Raw genomic sequence first — 24,175 nt, forward strand, 5'->3', positions numbered from 1 at the left:
TATTAAAAGCTTTATTAGATATCATAATCGTTCCAATCCCCAGGCCACCAGCAGTATCACCAAAGCCCAAAGCACCAACAGCAGGTAGCCTTTTTTCCAGCGCTTATCGTTTTGCTGCTCGCCAAGGCTATGCCAGTAAAGGCCGTGTTCGGTGTTGCGCTTGCCGCTGATAAGGCTCACCAAATACCCCACCAAAAAACAGCAGCCAAAGCCAAAAGCGTTCCACCACAGCCAGGACAGGGTGGGCACCGCTACCCAGCAATAAAGGTTTAAGCCAAAGCCTCCAAGCAGCCCTGCCACGGCGCCATTGCCATTAGCGCGGCGGGTTAATAGCCCCAGGGCAAACACCGCCAATACCGGGCCATTAATTAAAGAGCCAATCATGTTGATGGCCTCCAGCACGGTATCGGCAATGCGGCCTACAAAAAAGGCAAAACCGAGGGTCAGCACGCCCCAGCAAACGGTAACCAGCCGCGACAGGTTAAGCTCGGTTCGTTGTTGCCACTGGCCTTTTTTAAAGCGCCGTACAAAATCTTCCATGGTGGTGGCGCTAAGGGAATTAATAACCGAATCCAGCGACGACATGGCGGCGGCAAAGAGTGCCACCATGCCAAGGCCAATCAGGCCATGGGGCAGCATTTTGGTCATCATCAATGGCACCGCCAGGTTGTAGTTGGGCTGGCCGGCATCTTTGGGAAGGGAGTCGATAAAACCGGGGTTGTGAAGGGCAAAAGCCGCGACTGCAACGCCTAACAGGCAATAGAGCAGCACAAAGGGAAAACGCAGAATGCCGTTTAAAAACAGTGCTTTTCTGCCGTCATTAAGGTTTCTGGAGCAAAGCTCCCGCTGCACCTGGCTTTGGTCACAACCGTAGTAGGACACATACAGGAAAAAGCCACCAATCAGCATTGGCCAAAAGGCAAAGGTTTGGCCATCGCCAAGGCCGGTGGCCGCAAAATCAAGGCTTTTTACCCGGCCGCTGGGCAGGGCGCTAAAAATACCGGAAAAGCCGCCAAGGTCGGCTAACAGCAGCGCCAGTAGCCCCAGCAGCACCACCACCAAAATCAGCATTTGCAGCACATCTGAATAGATAACGGCGCGAATGCCGCCCAGTACATCGTAAAGCAGGGTAATGGCGCCGATGAGCACCACCGACCAAAAGAAGGGCAAACCGGTGATAAGTTCGATGACCAGCGAAATACCGTAGACGGTTACGGCAGTGGCAAAGGCACGCACAAACTGAAAGATGCCGCTTAAGATAAGGCGGGTTTTTAAGTCAAAGCGCCGCTCTAAGTATTCGTATACCGAAATTAGGTTAAGCCGGTAAAAGGCGGGAAATAAAAATACCATGATGGCGATCATCGCCAATGGCACGGCCAATTCGTATTGCAGCCATACCAAGCCGCCGCCAGCGGCAAAGGCCACAAAAGCCGGGGCGCCGAGAATGGAACTGGTGGAACACTGGGTGGCCATGGTGGAAATGGCAATGGCCCAAGGGCCAATGCCATGATTGCCAACGTAATAGTCGCTACGCGAATGCTGAGAGCGGGAAAGGTAAAGGCTCAGCAGCACCAACCCCACAAGGTAAAGGCCGATCACCAGCCAGTCTGTCCACCCGATTTGTGCCGACATAACAAAAACTTACCTTTCCTGCCCTGGATGCTTTTTAAGCTACCGGGCAAAGGCCCCGGATGCAAACCCAAGGGCGGTAGTGTTATTGCCAGCCGCGCCGAGCGCGGTGCACCACCAGTAAAAACATCGGTAGGCCTAATAATTCGGTAATGATGCCAATGGGAATTTCCACTTGTGCCAAGGTTCTGGACAAGCAATCGGCCAGCACCAAAAAGGTGGCGCCCAGTAAGGTGCTGGCGGGCAATAAACGGCTGTTGGCCGGGCCTATCAGTAGCCTGGCAATGTGCGGTGCCAATAGCCCCACCCAACCAATCATGCCGGCCATCGATACCGCCAGCGCTGAGGCCAGGGTGGCGGCAAAAATCACGGTGTAACGCACCGCCGTGACCGGCACCCCTAAGGCGCGGGCTTCGTCGTCGCCCATCGACATGGCATCCAAAGCCCGCGCCAGCAGCCACAGACAGGCAATGGCGGCCAGGGCTGGAATAGCCAGCCAGGCCAGTTGCCCAAGTCGGGTCATGCCTAAATTTCCCATCAGCCAGTAAACAATGGATGGCAGTTGATCTTCCGGGTCGGCCAGGTATTTCACCAGTGACAAAAGCGCCGCAAAGAGTGCGCTGCTGATAATGCCGCCCAGTACCAGGGTTATCATCGAGGCGCTGCCAAAGAGGTTGGCAATCATGATGCCCAGCACCACCGCCGCCAGGCCGCCCAAAAACGCCAAGCCTTGCACCAGCGCGGCGTGGCCATGCAGCAATAACCCCAGCGCGGCACCAAACGAGGCACCGGCTAATACCCCCAGTAGGCCAGGGGAAACCAAGGGGTTACGAAAGACCGCTTGATAGGCAGAGCCAGAGCTGGCCAGCGCCATCCCCACCAGCACCGCCGTAAGCACCCTTGGCAGGCGAATATTAACAATAAGGTTATCCAGTAACTGGTATTGGTTGTGGGGCATGCTGGCCACGCCACAGGCGTCGGCCAGAAAGTGCAAAATGGCGCTGACAGATACCGGGTAATTGCCGATGGAAAGGGCAAAAAGCACGGCGGCAAGCAGCAGTGCCACCAGTAAGCTGAGCTCAAAAAAATAGCGGTTTTTCATCGCACTTGGCTTCCTAATATGCGCTGCAGATCGCTTTGCGTCATATCGTAAAGGGTGCTGATATTTGCGGCAGTCAGGGTTTGTTCGGTTGGCCCTTGCGCCATTACCCTGCCGTTTTTCAGCATCAGCACCTGCTGGCTAATGGCGGCGGCATGCTGCGGGTGGTGGCTACTCATCAGCACTGCAAACCCTTGTTCAGCCAGGCTTTGCAGGTGCGTTAATAGCCGGGCCTGATGGCCAAAATCAAGCGCCGAGGCCGGTTCGTCCAGCAGCAACAATTTTGCGCCTTGCATCAGGGCGCGGCACATCAATACCAACTGGCGCTGGCCGCCGGAAATTTGTGTGTAGGGGCGCTTGGCCAAATGGCTGAGATGAAAGCGGTCAAGCTCAGCCAGCGCCCTGGCTTTTGCCGTTTCGCCTTGGCGGCCAAAAAGCCCGCTTTGGTGAAACAGGCCCATGGCCACCACTTCTTCTACCAAATAGGGAAAAGGGCTGACATGGTGCTGCGGCACATAGGCCAAGTGCTTGGCGATGTCGCGCCGTGGCATTTTGGCAAGGGGGCGGCCCGCCAGTAGCACCTCGCCGCTGCTGGGCTTTTCAAGGCCCAGTAGCAACCGCAGTAAGGTACTTTTACCGGCGCCGTTAGCACCCAGTAGTGCCAGTACCTGCCCCGGCTTCACTTCAAGGGACACATCGGTTAACACCGCGCCCTTGCCATAACCAAAATTCAGCTTTTTGGCGGTTAGCAGACTAGTGGCCATGGGCGGCCGTTAGTGGGTGTAAAAACTGCTGAACGTCGCTACCACTTAACTGGATATGGAAAAAGCGGCGGTAGAACTGCTGCGTTTCCTTGGCCATGTCAATGTCGCTAAACGCGCTGGGGTAGAGCGTTTTTGCGGCCCAAAGAATTTGCAGGGCCTGTTCTGAGGTTTCCCGGCACCACCAAAACAGGCCGCGCGGGTTAGCGTAAACCCGACCGTTTTTTACGGCGTTAATGGTTTGCCAGCGCGGGTCATGCAATATGGTTTCAGCGTCTTCGGCGCGCATGGCAATAATTACGTCGGGGTTGGCTGCCAGCACGCTTTCCAGTGACACGTTGGGTGCGTGGTAGCGTTCTTTGCTGAGCTGCCAGTGGGCGGCAACGTTGATAGCACCCGCAGCATTTAACCAGTCTTGGTCCAGTGAGGGGCTGGCCGAGGTGGAAAGCGCTCTGCCTGATGCCAAATACACTCGCAGCCGTTTGGCTTTGGGAATAGCGGCCAGACGCTTGGCAATCAGCTGCTCATTATGGCGAAAGTAGGCTTGGTAAGCCTTGGCTTCGGCAGGCGCCTTGCCGCCCAAGAGTTTGGCGGTAATGGTAACGCGCTCTTTTAGTGCCTCTAAGGAGTTGCCATGCAGCTCGGCGACGGCAATGCCAGCGCTATTAAGCTGCTGCTTTTTAACGGCATTAAAGCCGCTGGGAACAAACAAGATATCCGGGTGCAAGGCGATAAGGGTTTCAACATTCACGCCATTGGCCGAGCCCATGGTGGCAAGAGCGGCGTTTTTAATGGCTGGTACGAACTTTTGAAAGGCCGGGGTGCTGCGGGCAATGCGGGTGGTGGCCACAATGTTATTGCCTGCGCCCAGCATCGCCAAAATGGCGTTTTCAGCCTCCCAAGCCGAAGCAACCTTGGTCACTTTGGCTGGCACTGTTAGCTGTTGATGCTGGTAAAAATGCACGGTGCGTGTGGCGGCGGCCTGGCTGCTAAAGGGCAGCCAGAGCATCAGCGCGGCTAACAGCGTGGCAATGGGGGTTTTCATCTTCACTCCAAAGGGCCGCAATAGCGGCCCTTTTCTGATTTACAGCGTTAAGGTGGCTGACAGTACAAACTGGCGCGGCGCCCCTAAAAAGGCGCTGGCCGAGTCGGAAGAGCCGGTAATGGAGCCGGCAAAAAGCGACGCCCAATAGTGCTCGTCGGTGAGGTTGGTGACGTTAAAGCGCAGCGTCAGTTGTTTGCCATAAAAGTGGTTAAAGCGGTAGCTGGCACCCATATCCACGGTTCGGTAGCCAGCGGCCCAGGTGCTGTTACTGCTGTTGGCTGCCCGCTTGCCGGTGTAATGCAGGTTGGTGGTGGCAGCTAGCCCCGGCAGAGCGGCAAAATCGTACTCAAATAGCAGGTTTGATTGAAAGCGCGGCACGCCGACCACTTGCTTGTCATCGTTGCTGGCAACAGCGGCATCTTTTAAGCGGGCATCAAGCCAGGTGGCACCACCAAAGATCTTTAACTGCTCACTGATGGCGCCGCCAAGGCTGAGCTCCAAGCCATTGTTGCGTTGCAGGCCTTGCACCTTGTAGACGTTGTCGTCGCCGGTGTAAGCCATGGGCCTGGTGATATGAAAAACAGCAAGGCCGGTATCGAGGTTACCAACAGTGGCTTTCATACCCAGCTCTGACTGGCGGCTACGAATGGGGTCCAGCAGGGTGCCAGCGTTATCGGCACTGCTGGATGCGGCGCCGCCAGACTCTAAGGTATCGGCGTGGGTGGCGTAGGTGCTAATAGCGGGAGTGAGCTGATAAATCACCGACACCGTGGAGCTAAGGCCGTCTTTTTTATAGTTGCTCGAGCTTAAGTTGAAGTGGCTGTAGGAGGCCACCAGCAAGGTGGATAAGCGGTCGGTCCAGCCGATGGTGTCACCCAGCATGCCGCTTTGCACCCTGGTAGAGCTGGCTTTTTCGAGCGGCAAATCGGTGTAAAGCTGGGGCGAGCTATAGAGCCTTGGGTCGTCCAGTGAACTGGTGCCAAGGGTTACCGTCGAAGCGCCGCTGACGCTGGAGGTGTCCGCTTTGTAAATGCCCCAATCGTAACCTGTGGTACCCACCACCAGTTTGTGGGTAACAGCACCGGTGGCAAACTGGCCTATCCATTTGGCCATGTTGCTGTCGATGCTAAAGCGGCTGGCGGCGGCGTTGGTAACCCTAACCGTGGAGGTGTAGGTGCCATCGCCATTAAGGCTATTGGAAATGCCCGGTAAGGTGCGGTCTGCTTGCTGATGCAGGTAGCCACCTTCGAACTGCCAGTTGTCATTTAACTGGTACAGCAATTTGGCGCTATTGGTGGTGGTTTTCAGTTCCTGGCCAGCCCAGCTTTGGCCATAGCCCTTGCGGCTTGGGTCGGGGGCCTTAGGCAGTGCTACACCGGCGCTGATGCCAAAGCCGCCGGGGTAGCCCCAGTGCTGAAAGTCGTAATAGCTGCCATCAAGCTGCAGTTGCAGCTTGGGGGTAAGGTTAAAGTTAAAAGCCCAGCCAGCCAGTTTGCGTTTTTCGGTTGAGCCAGGCACATAGCCGTTTCCATTTTCGTGTAGCACGTTCAGCCGGTAGCCGAAATATTGTGACGGCGAGCCGCCAAAGTCGGCCGACTCGGTCAGGGCGCCTTTGGCCGTTACCCGGCTTGATAATACGGTACGGTATTGCGCGGTAGGCCTTTTGGCTGTGTAGTTAAAATCCCCCGCTGGGCTGGCCGGGCCATAAAGGGCACCGGTTAGGCCATTGATAACGGTAATGTGGTCAATCAGTTCAATGGGCTGGGCCGTTGTTGCCACCACATTGAGCCCGTCCAAGTGACTGTTATCTACCACACTGCCTTCCATGCCGCGGCTTTGCGGCCGCCCGACATTCAGGCCACCCCTGGCCTCCATTTGTGTGGAGGGCATGAATTTAAGGGCATCATTAAGGCTGGTGATCTGCTGGCTTTGCAGTAGATGCTGGCTAAGCACGGTAACGGAATAGGGCACCTTTTTCAGGTCGGTGCTGCCAAAAGGCCCCAAATCAACGCGCTTGGCGCGGTAGTCGTCACCTTGTTGCTGTTGGCCATAAACCACCCAATGTTCATCGGGCTTTTGGCTTTTCTGTGTGCTGGTGCTATCGCTCTGGCTTTGTGCCATGGCAAGGGGGCTGACGGCCAAGCAGGCAAGGGCCGCCGTGGATACTTTGTTCAACATCTTTGATTCCGTTAGGAAAAATCACAATAAAACGCCGCCCGCAGCCTGCCTGGGCAAAACGCCATAGGCACTGCGAAGCAGCATGGCAAGCCGCTGTTTAGCGTGTCGCAGGTGGATGATGCTGAGGTGTTTGCCAGGGCGATAACGCCCCGAAGTAGTGGCGGTATTGTGTTTGCGGGCACAACAAACCCGGGCGACCATAAAGACCACCTAATAGGACGTTAGACATTCGGCTCACCTTTCCAATGGGGGAGGCTGCGCCATTTCTAACGCAACCCTGGCAGATTCGTCTGCGGCCGCAGTGCCATACCTGGTGGGCTTCAGGCACAACGGCTCGGTAGCTGACAACATTGTCGGTGGCGAGACTAAAGCAATGCTGGCGGCTTTACTAGCAGAACCCAGCGGACTAATGACGGTTTTTTGAATACGAATTAATCAGTGTAAATGCGGCTAAAAAACCAAACTTAGCGAAGAAACTGCGGGAAATTTAATGAAATTTGCCAGGGTGGTGTAAGTCGCCATTAATTCGGTTTTGCGATATTTTTCCATAAATTGGCGCGGTTTTTTTGTTGCCGCTATCAGGCTTTTAAATATTGGCTAACCCGCTTTTGTGTCTCTTGGCTAAGCAGGGCTTGGCGGGTTTTATCGGGGGCATTTAGCGCCCAAATCGATTTTAGGATTTGCAGCATCGTGCGGCGTGGGCAGCTCATGGCCTGGTGCTGTCTAGCTCAGTTTTTGCGAGTATTAATCTCGATACGTATCAGCGCTTCGATACCGTGCACAGCGGCATAAAACAGTAACGATGCTGCCAAGCCGCCGATACTGCGCATGATAAGGTAAATCGACACCGGTGTTTGCTGCAGGGTTAACAACAGGCACTGCGCCAACACCACTAACAGCAGCAGCGCTGCCAGTAGCAAACTAAAGCCCTTGAGCAGGCGCAAAAGTGTCGCCAGGCCTTTATAGCCATGTTCGGCCAGTACTGCCGGTTCACTAGACATACGTTGACTCGTTATCAATAAGCTGTTGCCAGCTTATCGGGGGCAAGGCTTGGTTGCTAATGGTTTTGCCACTCTGGGCACTGAAACGGCGGCAAGGTCAGGGGGCGGGTTTGTCTTCCTTGTCTTTTTCGTCATCACCTTGCTCGGCATGAACCTGGCGTGTGGTCGCCCTTATTACCTGTGGCACCAGGCGTTCGCTAAACCCGGACACAAAAGACCAGAAAAACAGCTTGGCAAGGTCGGTGCTGGTTTTCGGCAGCCCTTCTTTTATCCAGCTATACACGTCGGATAACGAGTAAATATCGCGAGCTTCGTACCTTGGAAACAGCTCACCCTGAATAATGCCGCTGATAAACATCAGCATTAGCACCACCGAAAAGATGGCACCATTAATCGGGATAAGCGTGATGGAGACCCAGGAGCGCGACAGCATCCGCAATTCGTTCGAGGCAATTTTTGGCAGCCGCTGCTGGATACTGACAAAACCACCAATCAAGCCGAAGCTCAGCACAAACGGCAGCACTATCGGTTTTTCGTGGCCCTGGCATTGGGCCTGGGGGCAAATGGCAGCCAGCACAATCAAATAGCCAATCACCAGGCTTAAAATGCCAGCGGTAAACACCACTAACTTTTTGGTGACCTTCTGAAGGTTTTCCTGCCTGTCGTCCATGACGGCCTCTTGTTAGGATGAAAGCGAACTTAAGGCATCCAGCGCGAGTTGTGCTTTGTCTTTGGGCACGAAGATATGGTCGTGAAAATAAGCGGCCACTACATTAGCGCTAATGCCGTGCTCGCTAAGCTTAGCTGCTATGGCGGCAGTGAGCCCCACCGCCTCTAAACTGGAATGCACATTAAGGGTGATTTGCCGGTAAAGCGATGACGCTGGCAGTTTGGCGCTGTGCGCTGTTTGCGCATCAATAATGAGGCTTAACCCTTCTTTTTCCCGAAAGCTTGCCAGCGGTTCTAAGTGCAGGTAATCGGCCAACTTTCCCGGTACGGTGCAAAAAACCACATCCCCTGGCAACAGTTCGGGAGCCATGGTGTCAAGCAGGGTGGCAAGTGAGGTGATACCAGACATCGGTTGCTCCTTTTTACGGCGCTAACGGCGGCGGCAATTAGCCGAATACTTTTTCACCATAGCAGTGTACACTGCGCCACCCTCAACATTTGGTGTCTGCCAAACATGGCCAATACTGCCCTTTATACTGACCTGTCTGGCTACTACGACCTGATGTGCGCTGATATCGACTACCAGGCGCAAAGCCAAGCGCTGCTGCGCTTGAATCGGATCTTTGGCAACCAAGGCCAGCACCACCTTGACCTTGCATGTGGCACCGGCCCCCACATTCGCCATTTTCTTGATGCGGGCTTTATAAGTAGCGGCTTGGACTTAAACCAGCCGATGCTGGATTTGGCCGCCAAGCGCTGCCCAGAGGCGCAGTTTTCACTGCAAAACATGTGTGATTTTGTGGTGGATGAACCGCAAGATGTGATCACCTGCTTTTTATATTCCATCCACTATTGCGGTGCTGTTGCGGCGCTACAAGCCTGTATTGCCAAGGCCTATAACGCCTTAACCCCAGGCGGGGTCTTTGCTTTTAATGCCGTTGACCGCCTTAAAATTGACAACAATTCATCGGTTAGCCATAGCGCCGTACAACAAGAGCAGCTGTTTTGGTTTCGCTCAGGCTGGCATTACATTGGCGAAGGTGAGCGCCAGTCGTTACGGCTGAATATTGAAAAACACCATCAGGGCAATGTTGAGTTTTGGCATGACGAGCACCCGATGGTAGCGGTGACCTTTCTTGAGCTACAAGCGCTGCTAGCGCCCTATTTTGAAGTGCATATCTTTGAGCACGACTACCACAAAATTGTGCCCTGGGATGGTGAGTCTGGTAACGCCATCTTTGTTTGCGTGAAGCGCTAAGCGCCCCAAAACAAAAAGGCCCGAAAGGGCCTTTTTTACCTTGCCTTGCCCAATTTTTGTGTGGCTTTAGGTTTAAAATGTTCCACGCCGTCATTAGCGCCTTTTTTAAATAAAAGTCCTTTTCGGACCATAACAATTAAACCGACAAACCGATTGCCGTCGGACGGCGTTATTGCGAAATAGGAAAAATCATTCCCAGGTAGTAGATGATTTCCTAACTGTGCTGGACATATTGTCCAGGCTTGTTCTTTGTTTCGCTGTCGTGGTTGAGCCACCAACGGCACCGGTTGCTGTTGTCGGCTCATGCCAGCTGCCCCCAGGATGCCGATGCTGGCGATCAGTATCTTTTATATGCTGCCATTCACCCGTTTTAACGACTTTGTTGGTGGCTTCGTCAATGGTCAGCCGCCGCCGTTCGTGACGTGTGGATACAGATTGACTGCGCTGCTTCCCACCGGCGTTGGTAGTGAACTCACGGACCTGTCGGCCCTTTCTACTTTCGTACTGGAGCCGGGTTTTAGGTTCAGTGGTGGTTTTTGACGGGCCAGGAGCTGCAATCTTCGCCCATGTTTTATTGCTATCCATGTCTAACCTCGCGATAAAGGACCCTGCATTAAATAGGGGTGTTTGGTTCTGAAAAATGGCATCGCTACTTGAAGGGATTTAAGTATTGCTTTTGGAGTTAGTCAATTTGTTTTTTTTATTTAACAGTCGTGACATATGGGTTTTATTTTTCCTGTTTGAGGATGTTTTTTACCTATTAAATTATTTTCAAATAAAAAAACGGCACCCTTGGGCACCGTTTTTTCTAGCTGTTACCGCTTAGGCAAATTTACCGTTATGGTAAATCTCCTGCACGTCTTCCAAGTCGTTCATCATGCCAACGAAGCGTTCAAACTGCTCGGCATCTTCACCGGCCAGTTCGTGGTCAGCCTGCGGCAGATAAAGAATATCTTCCACTTCAAAGTCGATGTCGGGGTTCATTTCCTGCAAGCAGGTTTTGGTTTTAAAGAACTCCGTTGGTGGTACCAGCACCGTTACCATGCCGTCGTCTGCTTCTACGTCAGAGACATCTACGTCGGCTTCCATCAGTGCTTCAAGTACCGGTTCGTCGTCATCACCGGCAAACACAAACATGGCGCGGTGATCGAACATGTGCGAAACGGAACCCTGGCTGCCCAGCTTGGCTTTGCAGCGGGAGAACACGCCACGAATTTCGCCAAAAGTGCGGTTGGGGTTGTCGGTCAGGGCGCTTATCAGCACCAAGGCGCCACCGGGGCCAATACCTTCGTACAGGGCTGGTTGGAAGTCTTCACCACCGGCGCCAGCGGCTTTGTCGATGGCTTTATCAATAACGTGGGTAGGCACCTGATCTTTCTTGGCGCGGTCAATCAGGGCGCGCAGAGCCAGGTTACCGTTGGGGTCTGTGCCGCCTTGCTTGGCGCAGACGTAAATGCTGCGGCCGTATTTGGAATAAATTTTGGTTTTGGTTGCGGCCGTTTTGGCCATGGATTCTTTACGGTTGTTAAACGCTCGGCCCATGGGAATTTTCTTCTTGGCTAATTAAAAAATCAGCAGGATTGTACCCGCTGGCGGCCTTGCTGTCTTGTGTTGTGCCGCCATCAAAGGTGGTTACCGGGCCGGTTAGCGCCGTTTTTTAGCAAAAAAAAGCGGGCCTGGGCCCGCTTGCTTGGGGGAGTTGGTTGCTATTGCTGCTGTAACTGGGCAGCGCGGCTAATGGCGTTACTCCACATGGTGGTGAAAAAATCAGCTGAGCGATAAACCGGCTCCAGGTCAGAGCGTTTTAAACCTTGTTGGCGAAGATCTTCAAAAAAGTCCGGCATCATGCCCATGTGGGCCGCGCCGTCGGTATTGAAGTCATAAAGACGATTGCCAAACTGGTATTCGGCCATGGTGCTGCCATCGGTTTTGGTGGCGGCTTGGCGCAAGCTGTTGTCTAAGGCGAAGGGATAGACCACTTTGCTAGAGCTGGGTTGCTCGATATCGGTGCTACCGCCTGGGCAGGCATTGGCCCCGAAACGGGGCCCCGGCATGTGGGCAAAGCCGTTAAAGTCGGTACCGATAGTGATGCGCCCATCATAGGCCGCATCCCCTACCAGGTTTAGCAGGTATTGATATGACTGCACAAAGGTTTGGCTGGTGGCGCCACAGGCATTGGCAATATAAGTACCGTCGTCATTACGCCATTCACCCACTTGGTCTAAATCGCCTTGGCCCGGGATCAAACCTACCATGCCGCCAAGGTTGATGATGCGCAGCAGACTGTCATCCCGAGGGTTGGCTTCATGGCGGTTATCAAGGTTATCCATGTCATAAACACCGGTGTGACCGGTGACAATACCGGGGTAAGCCGCTGCTTCAGCGATATCAAGGGCGTCACTTAACGACTTGGCCGACATATGGCCAACATCAATGATCATGCCTTTTTGCATCAGCAGGCTCATCAAGGTTTTACCGTCGTCGGTTAGGCCTTCTACATTGCAATCTTGGCTGTAATGTTTGCAGTCGTAGCTGTCGCCACTGCCCAGAATGTTATAAAGCGCAGCGCCGCCAAAGCCATTGGTTTTTAAGTGAATAGGAAATATAAAACGCAGACCAAGGTCATACAGTTCATCAACCCCTGCTGACAGGCTGTCGCTGTCGCAGCTATCGATTTCGCAATCGAGTAGGTAATCGACCTCACTGCCTAAAATCACCGCCAGCTTTCCTTGGCTTATTACCTCTTGGGCTTCACTGGGGCTGCTGACAATGCGAAACCAGCCTTCACCACTACCGCCGTTTTGGGCATCAATCCAGGTTTGCATGTCATAGACCGCCTGGGTTTGGCGTTTAAGGGTCAACATGTCGTTCAAGTCCAGTGTCGGATCGCTAGCGATGGCAATGCCCTTGATGATATCCGGCAAGCCGTTGTCGGTGGCGCCAAACATGTAGTCACCGTTGACGGCCAGCACCACCATGGCGCGCATGCCGCCCTCATAGGCTCGTTTCACCCATTGGTAATACATGGTCTGGTGGGTATAGCTGTTGTAGGCAGGCCAATAGGGAAAGTCTGGGTAACCTTCACTTTCGTGGCTAGCGGTATTGAGGGCGGCGCCAACGTAGTCGTCTTGCAAGATAGCTTCAACCCGGGAGTGGCCGCCGGAATGCGCTTCATCGTCGCCACTGGGGCAACTGCCAAGGGCGCTTGCCGGGTCGCCATAGGGTTCGCCATGGAAAATAACCCCGCCAAAGCCCAAGTGTGCCATTAGGTGTGAATGCAGGTCGATGTAGCCGGGGAGGGTGCCGCTGCGCTTAAGGCTGTCGTCGGCGCCACGACTATAAGCTTGGGGGCTGGCTTCGCAGCGGCTGTCAGGGATGTACCATTCTCCCCACATGCCCGTTAGTCCGCCGGTATTCACACACTCATCGGGGGATGCATAGGTTTTCCCAGCCAGTGTCATCGGCATCATGGCGCAGGCTTCTTCCCAGCTAAAGTCATCGGGGATATTCCAAAGCCGCGATGAATATTTGTGTAATCCGGCATAGGTGCCGCTACTGATGCAGCCGTCGTCTTGGTGGGTGTAGTAACTGCTGCCCACTAACGCTGCCCAATTGGCTTCGCAGCTGTCATCTTTGATATCGAACTGGCCGGTAACAGTGTCGCCGTCGACCACACAGCGGTCAGGGCCGCTATAGCTTTTCCCGTCAATGCTGGCTGCTGTGGCTAAGCAGGTTGCTTGGGCATCGGCGCTACTGTCAATGCCATTGAGTACCGCTGAATATTGGCGTTTCCCTGGGTAAATGATGGTGCAACTGTCTTGCGTAAAGCTGCCCCAGTACACATCAGCTTGGGCTAATGCCGGTAGCAGCAATAAACCAAGCCAGTAATGTCGCTTGCGCTGAATAATGCGATACATGGTAATGCTCTCCTTGCTATTAAGGAACTTGCCTTTGACGGCTGCCAGCCGCCCGCTTTGGTGCACTGGCGCCAGCAGGTGCCAGTACAAACAGCTTTTAAACACGGGGAAGGAAGAGCGGGTTTGCACCCTTGGTGGCGGGATGGACATGAAAAATGTTGTGCCTTAAGGCCCGTAATAGCACTAGCCTTGGATGTCCTTTTCCCAGCAAAAAGTCGCCCCTTTTCTGCAATAAAAGGTGCGTAATTATGTCTTTGTTATCAATATTTATGTTTTTTGTTATTTAATCTTGGTCACGTAATACTGGTAGTGACACTGTTTTTAGTGAGCTAGATCGATAGCGTTTAAATTCATGCAAAAAAAAGCGGGCCTGGGCCCGCTTCTCTTGGTGCTGGTAATTAAACCGCTTCTTGTTGTAACGCTAAGCGGTATTGGGCCAAGTCTTCAATGGTCAGCACCGGCATGGCGTGCTTTTTACCGAAGGCGATGATTTCTGGCAGACGGGCCATGGTGCCGTCCTCCAGGGTAACCTCGCACAGCACCCCGGCCGGGGCTAGCCCTGCCAGACGCATTAAATCGACAGTGCCTTCGGTGTGGCCGCGGCGTTCCAGCACACCACCGGCTTTGGCCCGCAGCGGAAACACGTGGCCGGGGCGTGCTAAATGCTCGGGTTTGGCGTTTTCGGCAATGGCGGTTTTGATGGTGGTAACGCGATCGGCAGCACTGACGCCGGTGGTTACCCCTTCTTTGGCCTCAATAGTGACGGTAAAAGCGGTTTGGTTTTTCGAGTTATTGGCGGCCACCATCGGTGGCAGTGCCAACTGATTGGCTTGTGCGTCGGTAAGGCACAGGCAAACGATGCCGGAGCATTCACGGATCATCAATGCCATTTGCGCATTGGTGAGATGTTCGGCGCTATAGATAAGGTCGCCTTCGTTTTCGCGGTCTTCATCGTCTACCACTAGCACTCCCTGGCCGGCTTTAAGGGCGGCAAGGGCGGCATCAACGCGTTCGATAGGGGTGCCAAACTCGGCAAGTAAAGAAGTTTGGTTAGTCTGACTCATGGTAATAACGCTCCAATAGCTACCAGAATCAGGGCACAGGAATGGCTGCAAATATAAATATGCACGCAGGCAAAGAGCACAGCCAGGCCGTGCCCTTTGCCCTTATCCTCTTCCATCCGGACTATGACCGTCGGCTCTGGACTTTGACCAGATCTGCTTGACCCCGGCATGGCCGGGCGCTCGCGGGCTTGCCCCTTGGGGCCTACCGCCGGTGGGGAATTTCGCCCCGCCCTGAGAATAAGTAATCAACAAAGGTGATTGCCGTCACAAAACGGCAGGCACATGCTACTGCGACCCGCCGCAATTGGAAAGCGCTTGGGTAAAAAAGGCTGTTGCAGCTAATCGATTAATGGCTTCTGGCCATGAAACTGTGGCAGCACGTCGCTGGCCGGTTTTAATTATGTGGTGGTAAGCGCTGTCACCAGCGCCTTGTTACGCTAGCCCGATAAACCTCAGGCTGCCCATGCTGCTTGCGTCTGCTGGAATAGGCTGGCGGCAACAGATCCAACTGGCTGGTTGCGACAGACCGTAGGGAAGGGAGCCTAGTAAAGGTGCTTGCAGTGCATCAGGTAGTGACAGCTGGTGCATGGGTTTTTACCGCTACGGCGGCATATCTAAACGTATCCAGGCGTTTTTGGATTTCTATCAGCCCCGTTTTTCGCTTTGAGCAGGCGTGGCGAATAATTTATTTTTTCTATTTATAGAAAGGTGAATTTTAAATTAAACAAACAATGGCTGTGCCGGGTTTATGCTTGCAAGCCCCTGAGGGGGAATGTCTTGCTGCTGTAAATAGCTTTTAGGTGTGATGTTGATCTCAAAAGCAAGCGGTGAGCGCTTCTCGGCATAAGCCTGTTCAACCTGTACTCATTCCCCACAAGGCGTTGCTTTAGATGTAACGGCATCGAAAAACGTTAGGGGAATTTATTGATGGCAGTAACGTAATTGTTAAACTAATTGCTTAAAAAAGAACCTCTATAAAACAAAGCCGCTATCCTTTTAATTTGTACGAATTATGCAGCTGCGATTTCTTAGTCTTTCATTTTGTTTTTATTTTTATTATTTAAGGCGCATTTATTTGAGGTCCGACCATGATTAACTTTTATTCATGATAAAAAAGGCGCGCTTTAAAGAAATAGCCCGCTCGGTAAGCTACTGGCCAGTAAACCACTAACTTCTGCCACTCTTCTGTTTGACCGACAGGGCTTCACTTACGCATAGTGGCGGCGCCTTACATACGCCGAACGCAAAAGCGTGTTGCTTGCAATCTCAAAAATTATTGATGAAGATCCCGCGGATACATTTGGATCGTACTGCCTTTTAGCAAATAGCTAAGCTGGATAGGGAATTGAGGTCAAAAGTTCAACCGTTTTGATGCTTTTGATTTCCATTCTCATTTGCGGTTTGGCTAATTAAAGTCTGTGCTATTTTGATGGTGTCGATTTTTAAATAAAAAGGCGGATTGAGGCTGATTATGAATCGTAGAGATGCTCTATTTTCCTTGGGAAAAATAGCTGCCTTAGCTGTTGTTCCCCCGGTGAGCGCAAAAGAATTGAAAGGGTTCCCTCGGGATACCGCTTTAACCCAGGACAGTCTGCCGCAAGGTATTCGTCCCGGTGGTGCGCAAGTAATAACCGACGAAACCGATCGTAAAACCTTGGCGGCTGTTTTTGACCGTCTTATCCCTGCTGACGAGTATGGTCCCTCCGCTACCCAGGCCGGTTGCCTGGAGTTTTTGGACAACCAGTTGGCAGGTGACTACGGCGACGGCAAGGTGCTGTATTTAGACAAGCCTCTGCACCCCAAAAATGAAGAAGCGATCATGAAGGCGCCGCAGTTCCTGGCAACGCCTCGTGAACGTTATGCCACTGGCGTGAAAGCGCTGGAAGCCTATGCGCAAAAAACCGACGGTAAAGCTTTTGCCGATCTGAGCGCTGAGCGCATTGATGAAATTTTGACCGGGCTTGAAGCCGGTAAAATCGACCTGGGTGGCGATGTTGATGGCCAAGCTTTCTTTGAGCTGATGCTGCAAAACGCCCGTGAAGGTTATCTGGCTGATCCACTGTACGGTGGTAATAAAGGTATGGCCGGTTGGAAAATGATTGGCTTCCCTGGCGCCCGTTATGACTACCGCCCTTATATTGATCGCCGTGGCGAAGACCTGGGTCTTATCCCTGTCAGCCTGATCCCTGAAGACTGAGCCCAGGAGCAAATACAATAATGAAAATTCGTCAAAAAGCAGACGTAGTTATCTGCGGCCTCGGTTGGGCTGGTTCCATCATGGCCGAAGAGCTTACCCGCGCTGGTCTCAATGTTATCGCCATTGAGCGCGGTGCCTGGCGGGATACCTCTACCGATTTCCCACCGGCAATCGACCCCGACGAGCTGCGCTGGCATACCCGCCGCGAAATGCTGCAGCCGATGAGTGTTGAAACCACCACTTTCCGTAATAACACCGGCCAAAATGCTGCCCCTGTTCGTAACTGGTCTGCCTATCAGTTCGGTTGGAACGTTGGCGGCGCTGGTACTCACTGGGCCGGTATGTCCTGGCGTTTCACGCCCTGGGATTTTGAAGTCTATACCCGCACTGTTGAGCGTTACGGCAAAGAGCGTGCTAAAGGCATGCAATTGCAAGACTGGGGTGTTACCTACGCCGAAATGGAACCCTTCTACGACCGTTTCGAGCGCATTGCCGGTACCTCTGGTTATGCCGGTAACATCAAAGGCGAAAAGCGCAAAGGCGGTAACGTTTTTGAAGGCCCCCGTAGCCGCGACTACCCAACGCCCGCGCTGAAAGACACCCACTGGATGAGCAAGTATCGCCAGACCGTTGAAAAAATGGGTTACAACCCCTTCACGGTGCCTGCCGGTAACCTGTCTCAGGCTTATGTAAACCCGCTGGGTGTGAGCATGGGGCCTTGTACCTATTGTGGTTTCTGTGACTTCCACGGCTGCGGTAACTTCTCCAAGTCTTCCCCGCAAGCCTGTATTTTGCCGACGCTGATGCGCCGTCCTAACTTCACCGTGCTCACTGAAACCGAAGTGCTGCAAGTGGTGAAACACGACGATGGCCAAACCGCCAAAGGCGTTAAGTTCATCACCAAAGAAGGTGAAGTGGGCTTCCAGCCAGCTGACGTGGTTTGTATCACGGCTTATCAGATGGATAACGTCCGCCTGATGCTGCTGTCCGGTATCGGCCAGCCTTACGACCCGGCTACCGGCAAAGGTACCACCGGCCGTAACTACAACTATCAGACCTGTTCTTCTGTTTCCGGCTTCTTTGCTGGCGAGAAAATGAACCCCTTCATCGGCGGCGGTGCGCTGGCGGTGCAAATTGATGACTTCAACGGCGATAACTTCGACCACTCTGACGTCGACTTTATCGGTGGCGCCGGCATCATGGGCTTTAGTACCAACGGCCGTCCGATCCAGAACATGAATGGTCTGCGCCCTGGCACCAAGCGTTGGGGCACTGAGTGGAAGAAAGGCTATGCCCGCGACTATCAAGAAGCCGGCACCATCTTCTGCCAAGGCACCTCCATGCCTAGCCAAGGTTCTTATCTGGACCTGGACCCCACCTATAAAGATCGCCACGGCCAGCCGCTGCTGCGTGTAACCTTCGACTGGAACCGTAATGACCAGAAGATGGCGCGCTATGTCACCGACAAAGCCGTGAAAATCATGAAAGAAGTGGGCGGTACTGATATCAGCGTTGATAACCAGGCCGAAAGCAGCTGGAACCCCTACAAACAGCACAGTTCACACACCATTGGTGGTGCTGTTATGGGTAAAGATCCAAGCACTTCTGCACTTAACACTCACCTGCAAAGCTGGGACGTGAAAAACGTCTTTGTTGTAGGCGCCTCTGCATTCCCCAACAACGGTGGTTATAACCCCACCCTGACCGTGGGTGCGCTGGCAGTTAAGGCCGCTCGTGCCATTGCCGAGCAGTATGTGAAGAACCCCGGCAAACTGGTGGGGGCATAATCCATGGCAAATCGTAAAAGCATTATCAAAGGTATCGTAGCGGTTGTCGTTATTGGCGGTATTGGCGCCGGGGTTTGGGCGTGGAATACGCTAAACACCTCTCGCTCCGCTGTGGCTGATGACACCACACCGTTGTCGAAAGTGACCATTACCGACCAAGCCGCCATTAAACATGGCGCCTACGTCATGCGCCTTGGCGACTGCGCCGCTTGTCACACTGCTGGCAAAGGCGACTTCGCCGGTGGTTACAAAATCGCAACCCCGTTCGGCACCCTGGTGAGTTCCAACATTACCCCTGATACCAAAACCGGTATTGGTAACATGACCGAGCGCGATTTCTTCAACGCTGTGCGTCAGGGTATCGGTTCTCACGGTCTGCTGTATCCGGCGATGCCGTTTACGGCTTATAGTAAGTTCACCGACAAAGACATGCATGACCTGTGGGCCTATTTCTCCACCATTAAACCGGTTGAGAACAAGGTTGATGAAAACGCCGGTATGTCGTTCCCTTACAACATCCGTCTGGCCATGGCTGGCTGGGACATGCTGTTCTTCAAGAACAAAGGCTTTACGCCTGACCCAAGCAAAAGCGCCGAGTGGAACCGTGGTAAGTACATTGTGGACGGTGGTGGCCACTGCGCCGCTTGTCACAGCCCACGTAACTTCCTTGGCGGCCAAAAAGGCGGTGAATACCTGTTCGGCGGTAACTTGGGTGAATGGCACGCGCCAGACATCACCTCAAACCCCCACACCGGTATTGGCGCTTCCAGCGTTGCTGACTTGATGCAGTATCTGCAAACCGGTACTGACGGTGTCGCTGTTGCGGGCGGTGATATGGCTGAAGCGGTTGAGCACTCTACTCAATACTTCACCGAAGCTGACCTTAAAGCGGTTGCCACTTACTTGAAGTCGGTGCCTGCCTCCAAAGGCCAAGCGCGCAAGCCGCTGACGTTTGACGCTAAAACCCAGCAAGCCGGTGAACTGGCCTACGAGGTTAACTGCTCTGCGTGTCATGGCCTTAAAGGCGAAGGCATTAAAGGCCTGGCTCCGGCTTTTGCTGGCAACCACGCCTTGTTGTCTGACGACGCCAATAACCTTATCCACGCCATGCTTAAAGGTACCCGTGCGGCCCACACTGCTAAGGTACAAACCGCAGCGGGTATGCCGTCTTTTGCTTGGAAAATGGATGACAAGCAAATCGCCGGTGTCCTGAACTACGTGCGCAATACCTGGGGTAATGGTGCTGTGGCTATCAAAGCCGAAGACGTTGCTAAGTTGCGCGAAGACCTGAAAGCCCGAGACAAAATGCACTCTGGCAAGTAAGGCGGCTTCTTAGCTGTAAAAAAGCTCCCAATAGGGAGCTTTTTTTATGCGAGTAAATCCACCATAAAAAGGTGGCCGCAGTTAAATACCCGCGGCTTTACTTAGCGGATCTTGGCTTTTTGCGGCGGTCTTATAGTGGCTTTTTAGAATGCCTTTGCTGTTGAACTCGAAGACAGTTGCCTCTGAGGTATTGGCTTGGCCGGGCAGGGGAGCGATGTAGGTATAGTCGTAATACCAGGCCTCAGTGCTGCGGATCATTTCTTTACGCATCGGGTGGCCAATGGCTTTTATTACGTCTTTTTGCGTGGTTTTACCGTCGGTAAAGGTTTTCATTTGTGCGGCAGTAACCTGCACGCCAGTTTCATAACCGAGCTTATGTGAAACCTTATCAATGGCTGCGCAGCCGCTCATACTTAAACCCAGCGCCAGCAGTACAACAGAGCTAATTGTTTTCATATTATCCAGTTCGTTTGTTGCTAATGTAGCACCGGTTTTTTAACTTATGCCGAACTGTAAAAATAGCGTTAACTTGTTAAATGCAATATTTTTGCTTTTTTATAAGTCAATGAATTTAAATGTGTTTAATATTCAATCAAGCGGTTGGAAATAATCTCACAGGATTAATGTGCAACATTTAGCCGGTCGCCTGAGCCTGGCAAAGTGTAATAAAGCTTTTAATCAAAGCGCTGTGGTATTTATTTTTGTGCCAAATCAGCCGCAGTTGCCGCCGGTAGCGCTTACCGACATTCAATGCCACCAGGCGCCCGCTGTTTAGCCGGTCATTGGCTGCCAGCCTGGAAACGAAGGTCAGCCCCAGATTGTTTTCTACCGCCATCATAATGGCTTCTAAGGCATTGAGTTCCATAACCGGGCCGAGGGTGGCTATGTGTGGTGCGAGGTCGCGGTCGAACTGTTCGCGGCTGCCAGAATGAGGCTCTCTAAGCACCCAAGGGCAGCCATTGAGGCTGTCAAAGCCCACCTGAGATTGCCCGGCCAGAGGGTGCCCTGCACAGGCTACCAATAGCATTTCGTCGTCTAGCCAGTGCTCGGCAACCAGGTCGGGGTGGTGGTTTTCCCCTTCAATTAGGGCAATGTCGAGCTCGAAGTGGGCCAGCTTTTCACAAAGCTCGTAGGTATTGGCAATGTTAACTCTGGCCTCAAGGGCAGGGGCTTTTGCCAGTAACGAGGGCAATAAATAGTTGCCAATGGTCTGGCTGGCACCGAGTTTAAGGGTACCGGTAGGGTCACCGCCTTCATCAAACAAATGCACAATATCGTCAACCCGGGCCAGCACGTCTTCAGCCAGGGGCTGCAGTTCTCGGCCTTGGGCGTTGAGTTTTAGCCTGGGGTGTACCCGGTCAAACAGTGGCGTGCCCAGTTGCCTTTCTAATTCTCCCAGCGCCTGCGACACCGCCCCTTTGCTGATAAAGCACTCTTGGGCGGCTTGGCCCAGGTTGCCGTGGCGGGCAATGCTGGCAAAAACCTTCAATTGCTTGATGCTTGGCATTTAGCTTTCCTAAACAACTGGTTTAATTCATTTAGATATTAATAACGCTAAGGGCTTTTTATCATAGCGGCATGAAAAAAACAGCCAAAAAGGAGCTGTAAGCTCATGCGTAACCTCACTCGTTTTGCTGGCGCACCGACCCCCATGGCGGGCCTTGCTCTAGGGATTGGTAGCCTTGGTTGGTGTTGGGAAAACACCGGTTTGTTCGATGGCCGGGCCCAGGCCTTAGGGGCCGTCATCGCCGGCGTGCTGTTGTTAGTACTGGTGGTTAAATTCGTACTGCACCCACATCTTTTAAAAGATGACCTCGCCCACCCGGTGGTGGGAAGTGTGGTGCCGACCTTTGCCATGGCTACCATGGTGGTGTCGAAGGCCATTGCTGGCCATGTTGGTGACGGCTTGTGGCTCTTTGCTGTGGTGCTGCACCTGTTGTTCTTGGCCACCTTTACTTGGCATCGGCTGAAAGACTTTAAATTGCACCACATGGTGCCCAGTTGGTTTGTTCCGCCGGTTGGGATCATTGTGGCGGATGTGGCAAGCCCGGGTGGCGTTTTTACGCCGCTGGCCCATGGCCTGCTGTGGTTTGGCATTATTTGCTACGGTGTCATGCTGCCGGTGATGCTGTTTCGTCTTATCTTCAGTGAAGATGTGCCGGACGCGGCCAAGCCCACCATTGCCATTTTAGCGGCGCCCGCTAGCCTGTCTTTGGCCGGTTACCTAACGGTGGTGCCATCGCCGTCGCCGGTACTGGTTGCCGTGCTGCTGGGCATTGCGGTGCTAATGACGGCCATTATTTACCTGGCGTTTGTAAAACTGCTGCGCTTACCCTTTAGCCCTGGCTATGCAGCCTTTACCTTCCCGCTGGTGATCGGCTCTACTGCATTGTTTAAAACCAGCCACCTTTTTGCCAAATGGGGTGTTGATGCCACATCGGTGGCGCAGCTTCGCGGCCTGGCCGATGTCGAGCTCTTGGTCGCAACCATTATTGTTGGCTACGTGGCGCTACGTTACGCACTCTTTTTTAGCCCTTTGCATCAGCGTGCTTTGGCGTGATGAAAAACGCCGCCCAAGGGCGGCGTTTTTTTATGCCTCAGTTGCTCATCACTATCTCTTGCTGAGCCGCTTTAACAGGCTTAGGCGGACGGCTCAGTGCGGCTTTGGGGTTTGCTGCCTCACAAGGCTTGCTGCGGGCGCTTTCAACCACTACCTCAAAGCGCTTGCCCGGTATTAAAGAGCGTGGTTCCAGACGTTTTGCCGCCAAGCGGTATAGCTGGTCTTTCTCAACATGGATATAAAAATCCACCCGATCTGCGCTGCTGCCCCCAACACTTTTATTGGCGCAGTAGCTGCCACCACTGGCATCTGCGGCGTTACCAAAAGGGGGAATACACACCACATAACCCTGCAATTTATGCCAGCCGGGTTGTAGGGCCAGGGCCATAAAACGGCTCTGGCCTACTTCGTTGGCGGCGCTGGCGGTGATGTTGCTCGGCATCAGCTGCTGGTCGTTATGTTTGGCTAAGCGTACACCCCATTGCCCGCTTGGCAGCTGCGCGGTGGCATTCACCATCCCGCAGCTCTCGTTGGCTAATACCGGGCCAGATAAGGCCAGCAGCAGCGTAATCCATTGCTTCATTTGGTTATTCCATAAGGTGGGTTATTGCAGGCGGCTTTTTACCATGACGGTGGCAAGGCTTAAGCTGACCAGTGCCGCCAGTGCCATTGGCCACAGATGCTGGATGATAACGGCCACCGGTAGGGCTTTTAGAAAGCTACCTTGAACAATCACCAAAAAATGTGTCAGCGGTAACATTTGCGCAATCCATTGCAAGGTGCTGGGCATGTTTTCGACCGGGGTTGCAAACCCTGACATTAAAATCATCGGTACCCCTACCGCAAAGGCGCCAAGAATGGCTTGTTGCTGGGTAGCAGCCAGTGCCGAAATCATTAGCCCTATCCCTACAATGGACAAAATAAACACCAGCAATGACAACAGTAGCCAAAGCGCATGGCCGCTAAAGGGCACCGCAAAAACGAAGCGGGCGGCCAGTACCATGGTAAGCCCGAGCATGCTGCCCACCAGTACCGCTGGTAAACACTTGGCAATAATAATTTCAAGCGGTGTACTGGGTGATACCAACAGCTGGTCAAAGGTGCCCAGTTCCCGTTCTCTGGCAATTGACAATGCGGTGACCACCAAAGCAATAAACATCGCTAAAATACCCGCCAGCCCCGGTACCACAAACCAGCGGTACAATAAATTCGGGTTGAAGTGATGGCGCAGCGCCACGGGGTCTATCTGGCTATTTAGGCCGCTGGCAATCTGTTGTAAATAGCCAAAGGCAATTTGCGCGGCGTTAGCTCGGCGGCCATCTAGCAACACCTGTACTTGCCCGGTTTTCCCTAATAACAGCTTGCGTGAATAATCTTGTGGAATGTGCACTGCCAGTAACACCTGGCGGTTATCCAGCAGTGAACGCAGCTGCTGCTGGCCTTGCACCTCAATGACCTTACCGACAAAGCTGGCATGGCTGATGGCGTTAACTAGCCGTACCGCTGGTGCGCCTTGGTCCTGGCTAAAAAGCGCAACGTCAGCGTTCTTTACTTCCAAGGTGGCTGCGAAGGCAAAGATACAAAGCTGCAATAGCGGCGGCACCACCAAAATAACCCGTGAGCGAGGGTCGCGTAACAGGCTTAATAATTCTTTGATGATTTGTGCCCACAGGCGGGTAAGTTGCAT

24 protein-coding genes and 2 riboswitches are annotated in these 24,175 nt (G+C 53.2%); of the genes, 6 read left to right on the top strand and 18 right to left on the bottom strand.

All coding sequences use genetic code 11. From position 1 onward, the window contains the following. Positions 1–21: 21 nt before the first annotated feature. From DW350_RS03605 to DW350_RS03645, 10 genes are all read right to left on the bottom strand, one after another. Positions 22–1,632: a sodium:solute symporter family transporter gene (locus tag DW350_RS03605; protein WP_115717562.1), complete on the bottom strand. Its 1,611-nt coding sequence runs from the start codon at positions 1,630–1,632 to the stop codon at positions 22–24. A gap of 82 nt (positions 1,633–1,714) precedes the next feature. Continuing rightward, positions 1,715–2,731, bottom strand: a complete 1,017-nt coding sequence (locus DW350_RS03610; RefSeq protein ID WP_115717563.1) for a FecCD family ABC transporter permease — start codon at positions 2,729–2,731, stop codon at positions 1,715–1,717. Continuing rightward, positions 2,728–3,492, bottom strand: a complete 765-nt coding sequence (locus DW350_RS03615) for an ABC transporter ATP-binding protein (RefSeq protein ID WP_115717564.1) — start codon at positions 3,490–3,492, stop codon at positions 2,728–2,730. The genes DW350_RS03610 and DW350_RS03615 overlap by 4 nt, the downstream gene beginning before the upstream one ends. After that, entirely contained in the window at positions 3,482–4,534 is a 1,053-nt protein-coding gene (locus tag DW350_RS03620; RefSeq protein ID WP_115717565.1) for an ABC transporter substrate-binding protein, read from the bottom strand. The genes DW350_RS03615 and DW350_RS03620 overlap by 11 nt, the downstream gene beginning before the upstream one ends. Positions 4,535–4,573: 39 nt before the next feature. Continuing rightward, on the bottom strand, positions 4,574–6,712 hold the full coding sequence (locus DW350_RS03625; RefSeq protein ID WP_115717566.1) for a TonB-dependent siderophore receptor: 2,139 nt from the start codon (positions 6,710–6,712) through the stop codon (positions 4,574–4,576). Positions 6,713–6,809: 97 nt separating this feature from the next. Beyond that, the gene (locus DW350_RS19675; protein ID WP_264296840.1) at positions 6,810–6,941 is read right to left on the bottom strand and encodes a hypothetical protein; all 132 of its coding nucleotides are present in this window, start codon (positions 6,939–6,941) and stop codon (positions 6,810–6,812) included. Continuing rightward, a riboswitch (molybdenum cofactor riboswitch) is annotated at positions 6,933–7,064 on the bottom strand. It overlaps the preceding gene by 9 nt. A 226-nt stretch (positions 7,065–7,290) precedes the next feature. Beyond that, positions 7,291–7,422, bottom strand: a complete 132-nt coding sequence (locus DW350_RS19680; RefSeq protein WP_264296841.1) for a hypothetical protein — start codon at positions 7,420–7,422, stop codon at positions 7,291–7,293. Between the two features lie 18 nt (positions 7,423–7,440). After that, positions 7,441–7,713 (bottom strand): hypothetical protein, encoded by a 273-nt coding sequence (locus tag DW350_RS03635; protein WP_115717568.1) that lies wholly within the window; start codon positions 7,711–7,713, stop codon positions 7,441–7,443. Positions 7,714–7,810: 97 nt separating this feature from the next. Further along, entirely contained in the window at positions 7,811–8,383 is a 573-nt protein-coding gene (locus DW350_RS03640; RefSeq protein ID WP_115717569.1) for a hypothetical protein, read from the bottom strand. A gap of 12 nt (positions 8,384–8,395) precedes the next feature. Beyond that, the gene (locus tag DW350_RS03645; RefSeq protein WP_115717570.1) at positions 8,396–8,791 is read right to left on the bottom strand and encodes an ACT domain-containing protein; all 396 of its coding nucleotides are present in this window, start codon (positions 8,789–8,791) and stop codon (positions 8,396–8,398) included. 105 nt (positions 8,792–8,896) lie between these two features. On the opposite strand from DW350_RS03645, the gene DW350_RS03650 reads away from it, so the two are divergent. Continuing rightward, the gene (locus DW350_RS03650) at positions 8,897–9,640 is read left to right on the top strand and encodes a class I SAM-dependent DNA methyltransferase (protein WP_115717571.1); all 744 of its coding nucleotides are present in this window, start codon (positions 8,897–8,899) and stop codon (positions 9,638–9,640) included. A gap of 35 nt (positions 9,641–9,675) precedes the next feature. Here the strand turns inward: DW350_RS03650 and DW350_RS19415 are convergent, their stop codons facing one another. Then, a complete protein-coding gene (locus DW350_RS19415; protein WP_152032933.1) occupies positions 9,676–9,945 on the bottom strand; it encodes a hypothetical protein in 270 nt (89 codons plus the stop codon). 22 nt (positions 9,946–9,967) lie between these two features. Here DW350_RS19415 and DW350_RS03655 point away from each other — a divergent pair, with 22 nt between their 5' ends. Further along, on the top strand, positions 9,968–10,180 hold the full coding sequence (locus tag DW350_RS03655; protein ID WP_115717572.1) for a hypothetical protein: 213 nt from the start codon (positions 9,968–9,970) through the stop codon (positions 10,178–10,180). Between the two features lie 282 nt (positions 10,181–10,462). On the opposite strand, the gene DW350_RS03660 is transcribed toward DW350_RS03655, so the two are convergent. The 3 genes from DW350_RS03660 to ribB all read right to left on the bottom strand — a co-directional run bounded on the left by DW350_RS03660 (position 10,463) and on the right by ribB (position 14,621). Beyond that, positions 10,463–11,182 carry a YebC/PmpR family DNA-binding transcriptional regulator gene (locus tag DW350_RS03660; RefSeq protein ID WP_115717573.1) on the bottom strand — a complete coding sequence of 240 codons (720 nt, stop codon included), beginning with the start codon at positions 11,180–11,182 and terminating at the stop codon, positions 10,463–10,465. A gap of 164 nt (positions 11,183–11,346) precedes the next feature. Beyond that, entirely contained in the window at positions 11,347–13,707 is a 2,361-nt protein-coding gene (locus DW350_RS03665) for a membrane dipeptidase (protein WP_226911381.1), read from the bottom strand. Positions 13,708–13,955: 248 nt separating this feature from the next. Beyond that, complete coding sequence (gene ribB / locus DW350_RS03670; RefSeq protein WP_115717574.1) at positions 13,956–14,621, bottom strand: 3,4-dihydroxy-2-butanone-4-phosphate synthase; 666 nt, start codon at positions 14,619–14,621, stop codon at positions 13,956–13,958. Between the two features lie 100 nt (positions 14,622–14,721). Further along, a riboswitch (FMN riboswitch) is annotated at positions 14,722–14,864 on the bottom strand. 1,291 nt (positions 14,865–16,155) lie between these two features. On the opposite strand from ribB, the gene DW350_RS03675 reads away from it, so the two are divergent. From DW350_RS03675 to DW350_RS03685, 3 genes are read left to right on the top strand one after another with little or no spacing between them, the layout of a single operon-like run. Continuing rightward, positions 16,156–16,818 (top strand): gluconate 2-dehydrogenase subunit 3 family protein, encoded by a 663-nt coding sequence (locus DW350_RS03675; protein ID WP_336406969.1) that lies wholly within the window; start codon positions 16,156–16,158, stop codon positions 16,816–16,818. A gap of 17 nt (positions 16,819–16,835) precedes the next feature. Next, entirely contained in the window at positions 16,836–18,605 is a 1,770-nt protein-coding gene (locus DW350_RS03680; RefSeq protein WP_192954873.1) for a GMC family oxidoreductase, read from the top strand. A gap of 3 nt (positions 18,606–18,608) precedes the next feature. Then, positions 18,609–19,928 (top strand): c-type cytochrome, encoded by a 1,320-nt coding sequence (locus tag DW350_RS03685; protein WP_115717577.1) that lies wholly within the window; start codon positions 18,609–18,611, stop codon positions 19,926–19,928. Between the two features lie 81 nt (positions 19,929–20,009). Here DW350_RS03685 and DW350_RS03690 read toward each other — a convergent pair whose 3' ends face one another. Both DW350_RS03690 and DW350_RS03695 read right to left on the bottom strand, forming a co-directional pair. After that, positions 20,010–20,384, bottom strand: a complete 375-nt coding sequence (locus DW350_RS03690; RefSeq protein ID WP_115717578.1) for a hypothetical protein — start codon at positions 20,382–20,384, stop codon at positions 20,010–20,012. A gap of 178 nt (positions 20,385–20,562) precedes the next feature. Next, positions 20,563–21,435 carry a LysR family transcriptional regulator gene (locus tag DW350_RS03695; RefSeq protein ID WP_115717579.1) on the bottom strand — a complete coding sequence of 291 codons (873 nt, stop codon included), beginning with the start codon at positions 21,433–21,435 and terminating at the stop codon, positions 20,563–20,565. A 105-nt stretch (positions 21,436–21,540) separates the two neighbouring features. Here DW350_RS03695 and DW350_RS03700 point away from each other — a divergent pair, with 105 nt between their 5' ends. Beyond that, entirely contained in the window at positions 21,541–22,488 is a 948-nt protein-coding gene (locus DW350_RS03700) for a TDT family transporter (protein WP_226911382.1), read from the top strand. A 37-nt stretch (positions 22,489–22,525) separates the two neighbouring features. On the opposite strand, the gene DW350_RS03705 is transcribed toward DW350_RS03700, so the two are convergent. After that, positions 22,526–23,071, bottom strand: a complete 546-nt coding sequence (locus DW350_RS03705; protein ID WP_115717580.1) for a hypothetical protein — start codon at positions 23,069–23,071, stop codon at positions 22,526–22,528. A 21-nt stretch (positions 23,072–23,092) separates the two neighbouring features. Continuing rightward, entirely contained in the window at positions 23,093–24,175 is a 1,083-nt protein-coding gene (locus DW350_RS03710) for an ABC transporter permease (protein WP_115717581.1), read from the bottom strand.

The organism is Gallaecimonas mangrovi (genome assembly GCF_003367375.1).
In the GTDB taxonomy this organism is placed as follows: Bacteria; Pseudomonadota; Gammaproteobacteria; order Enterobacterales; family Gallaecimonadaceae; genus Gallaecimonas; species Gallaecimonas mangrovi.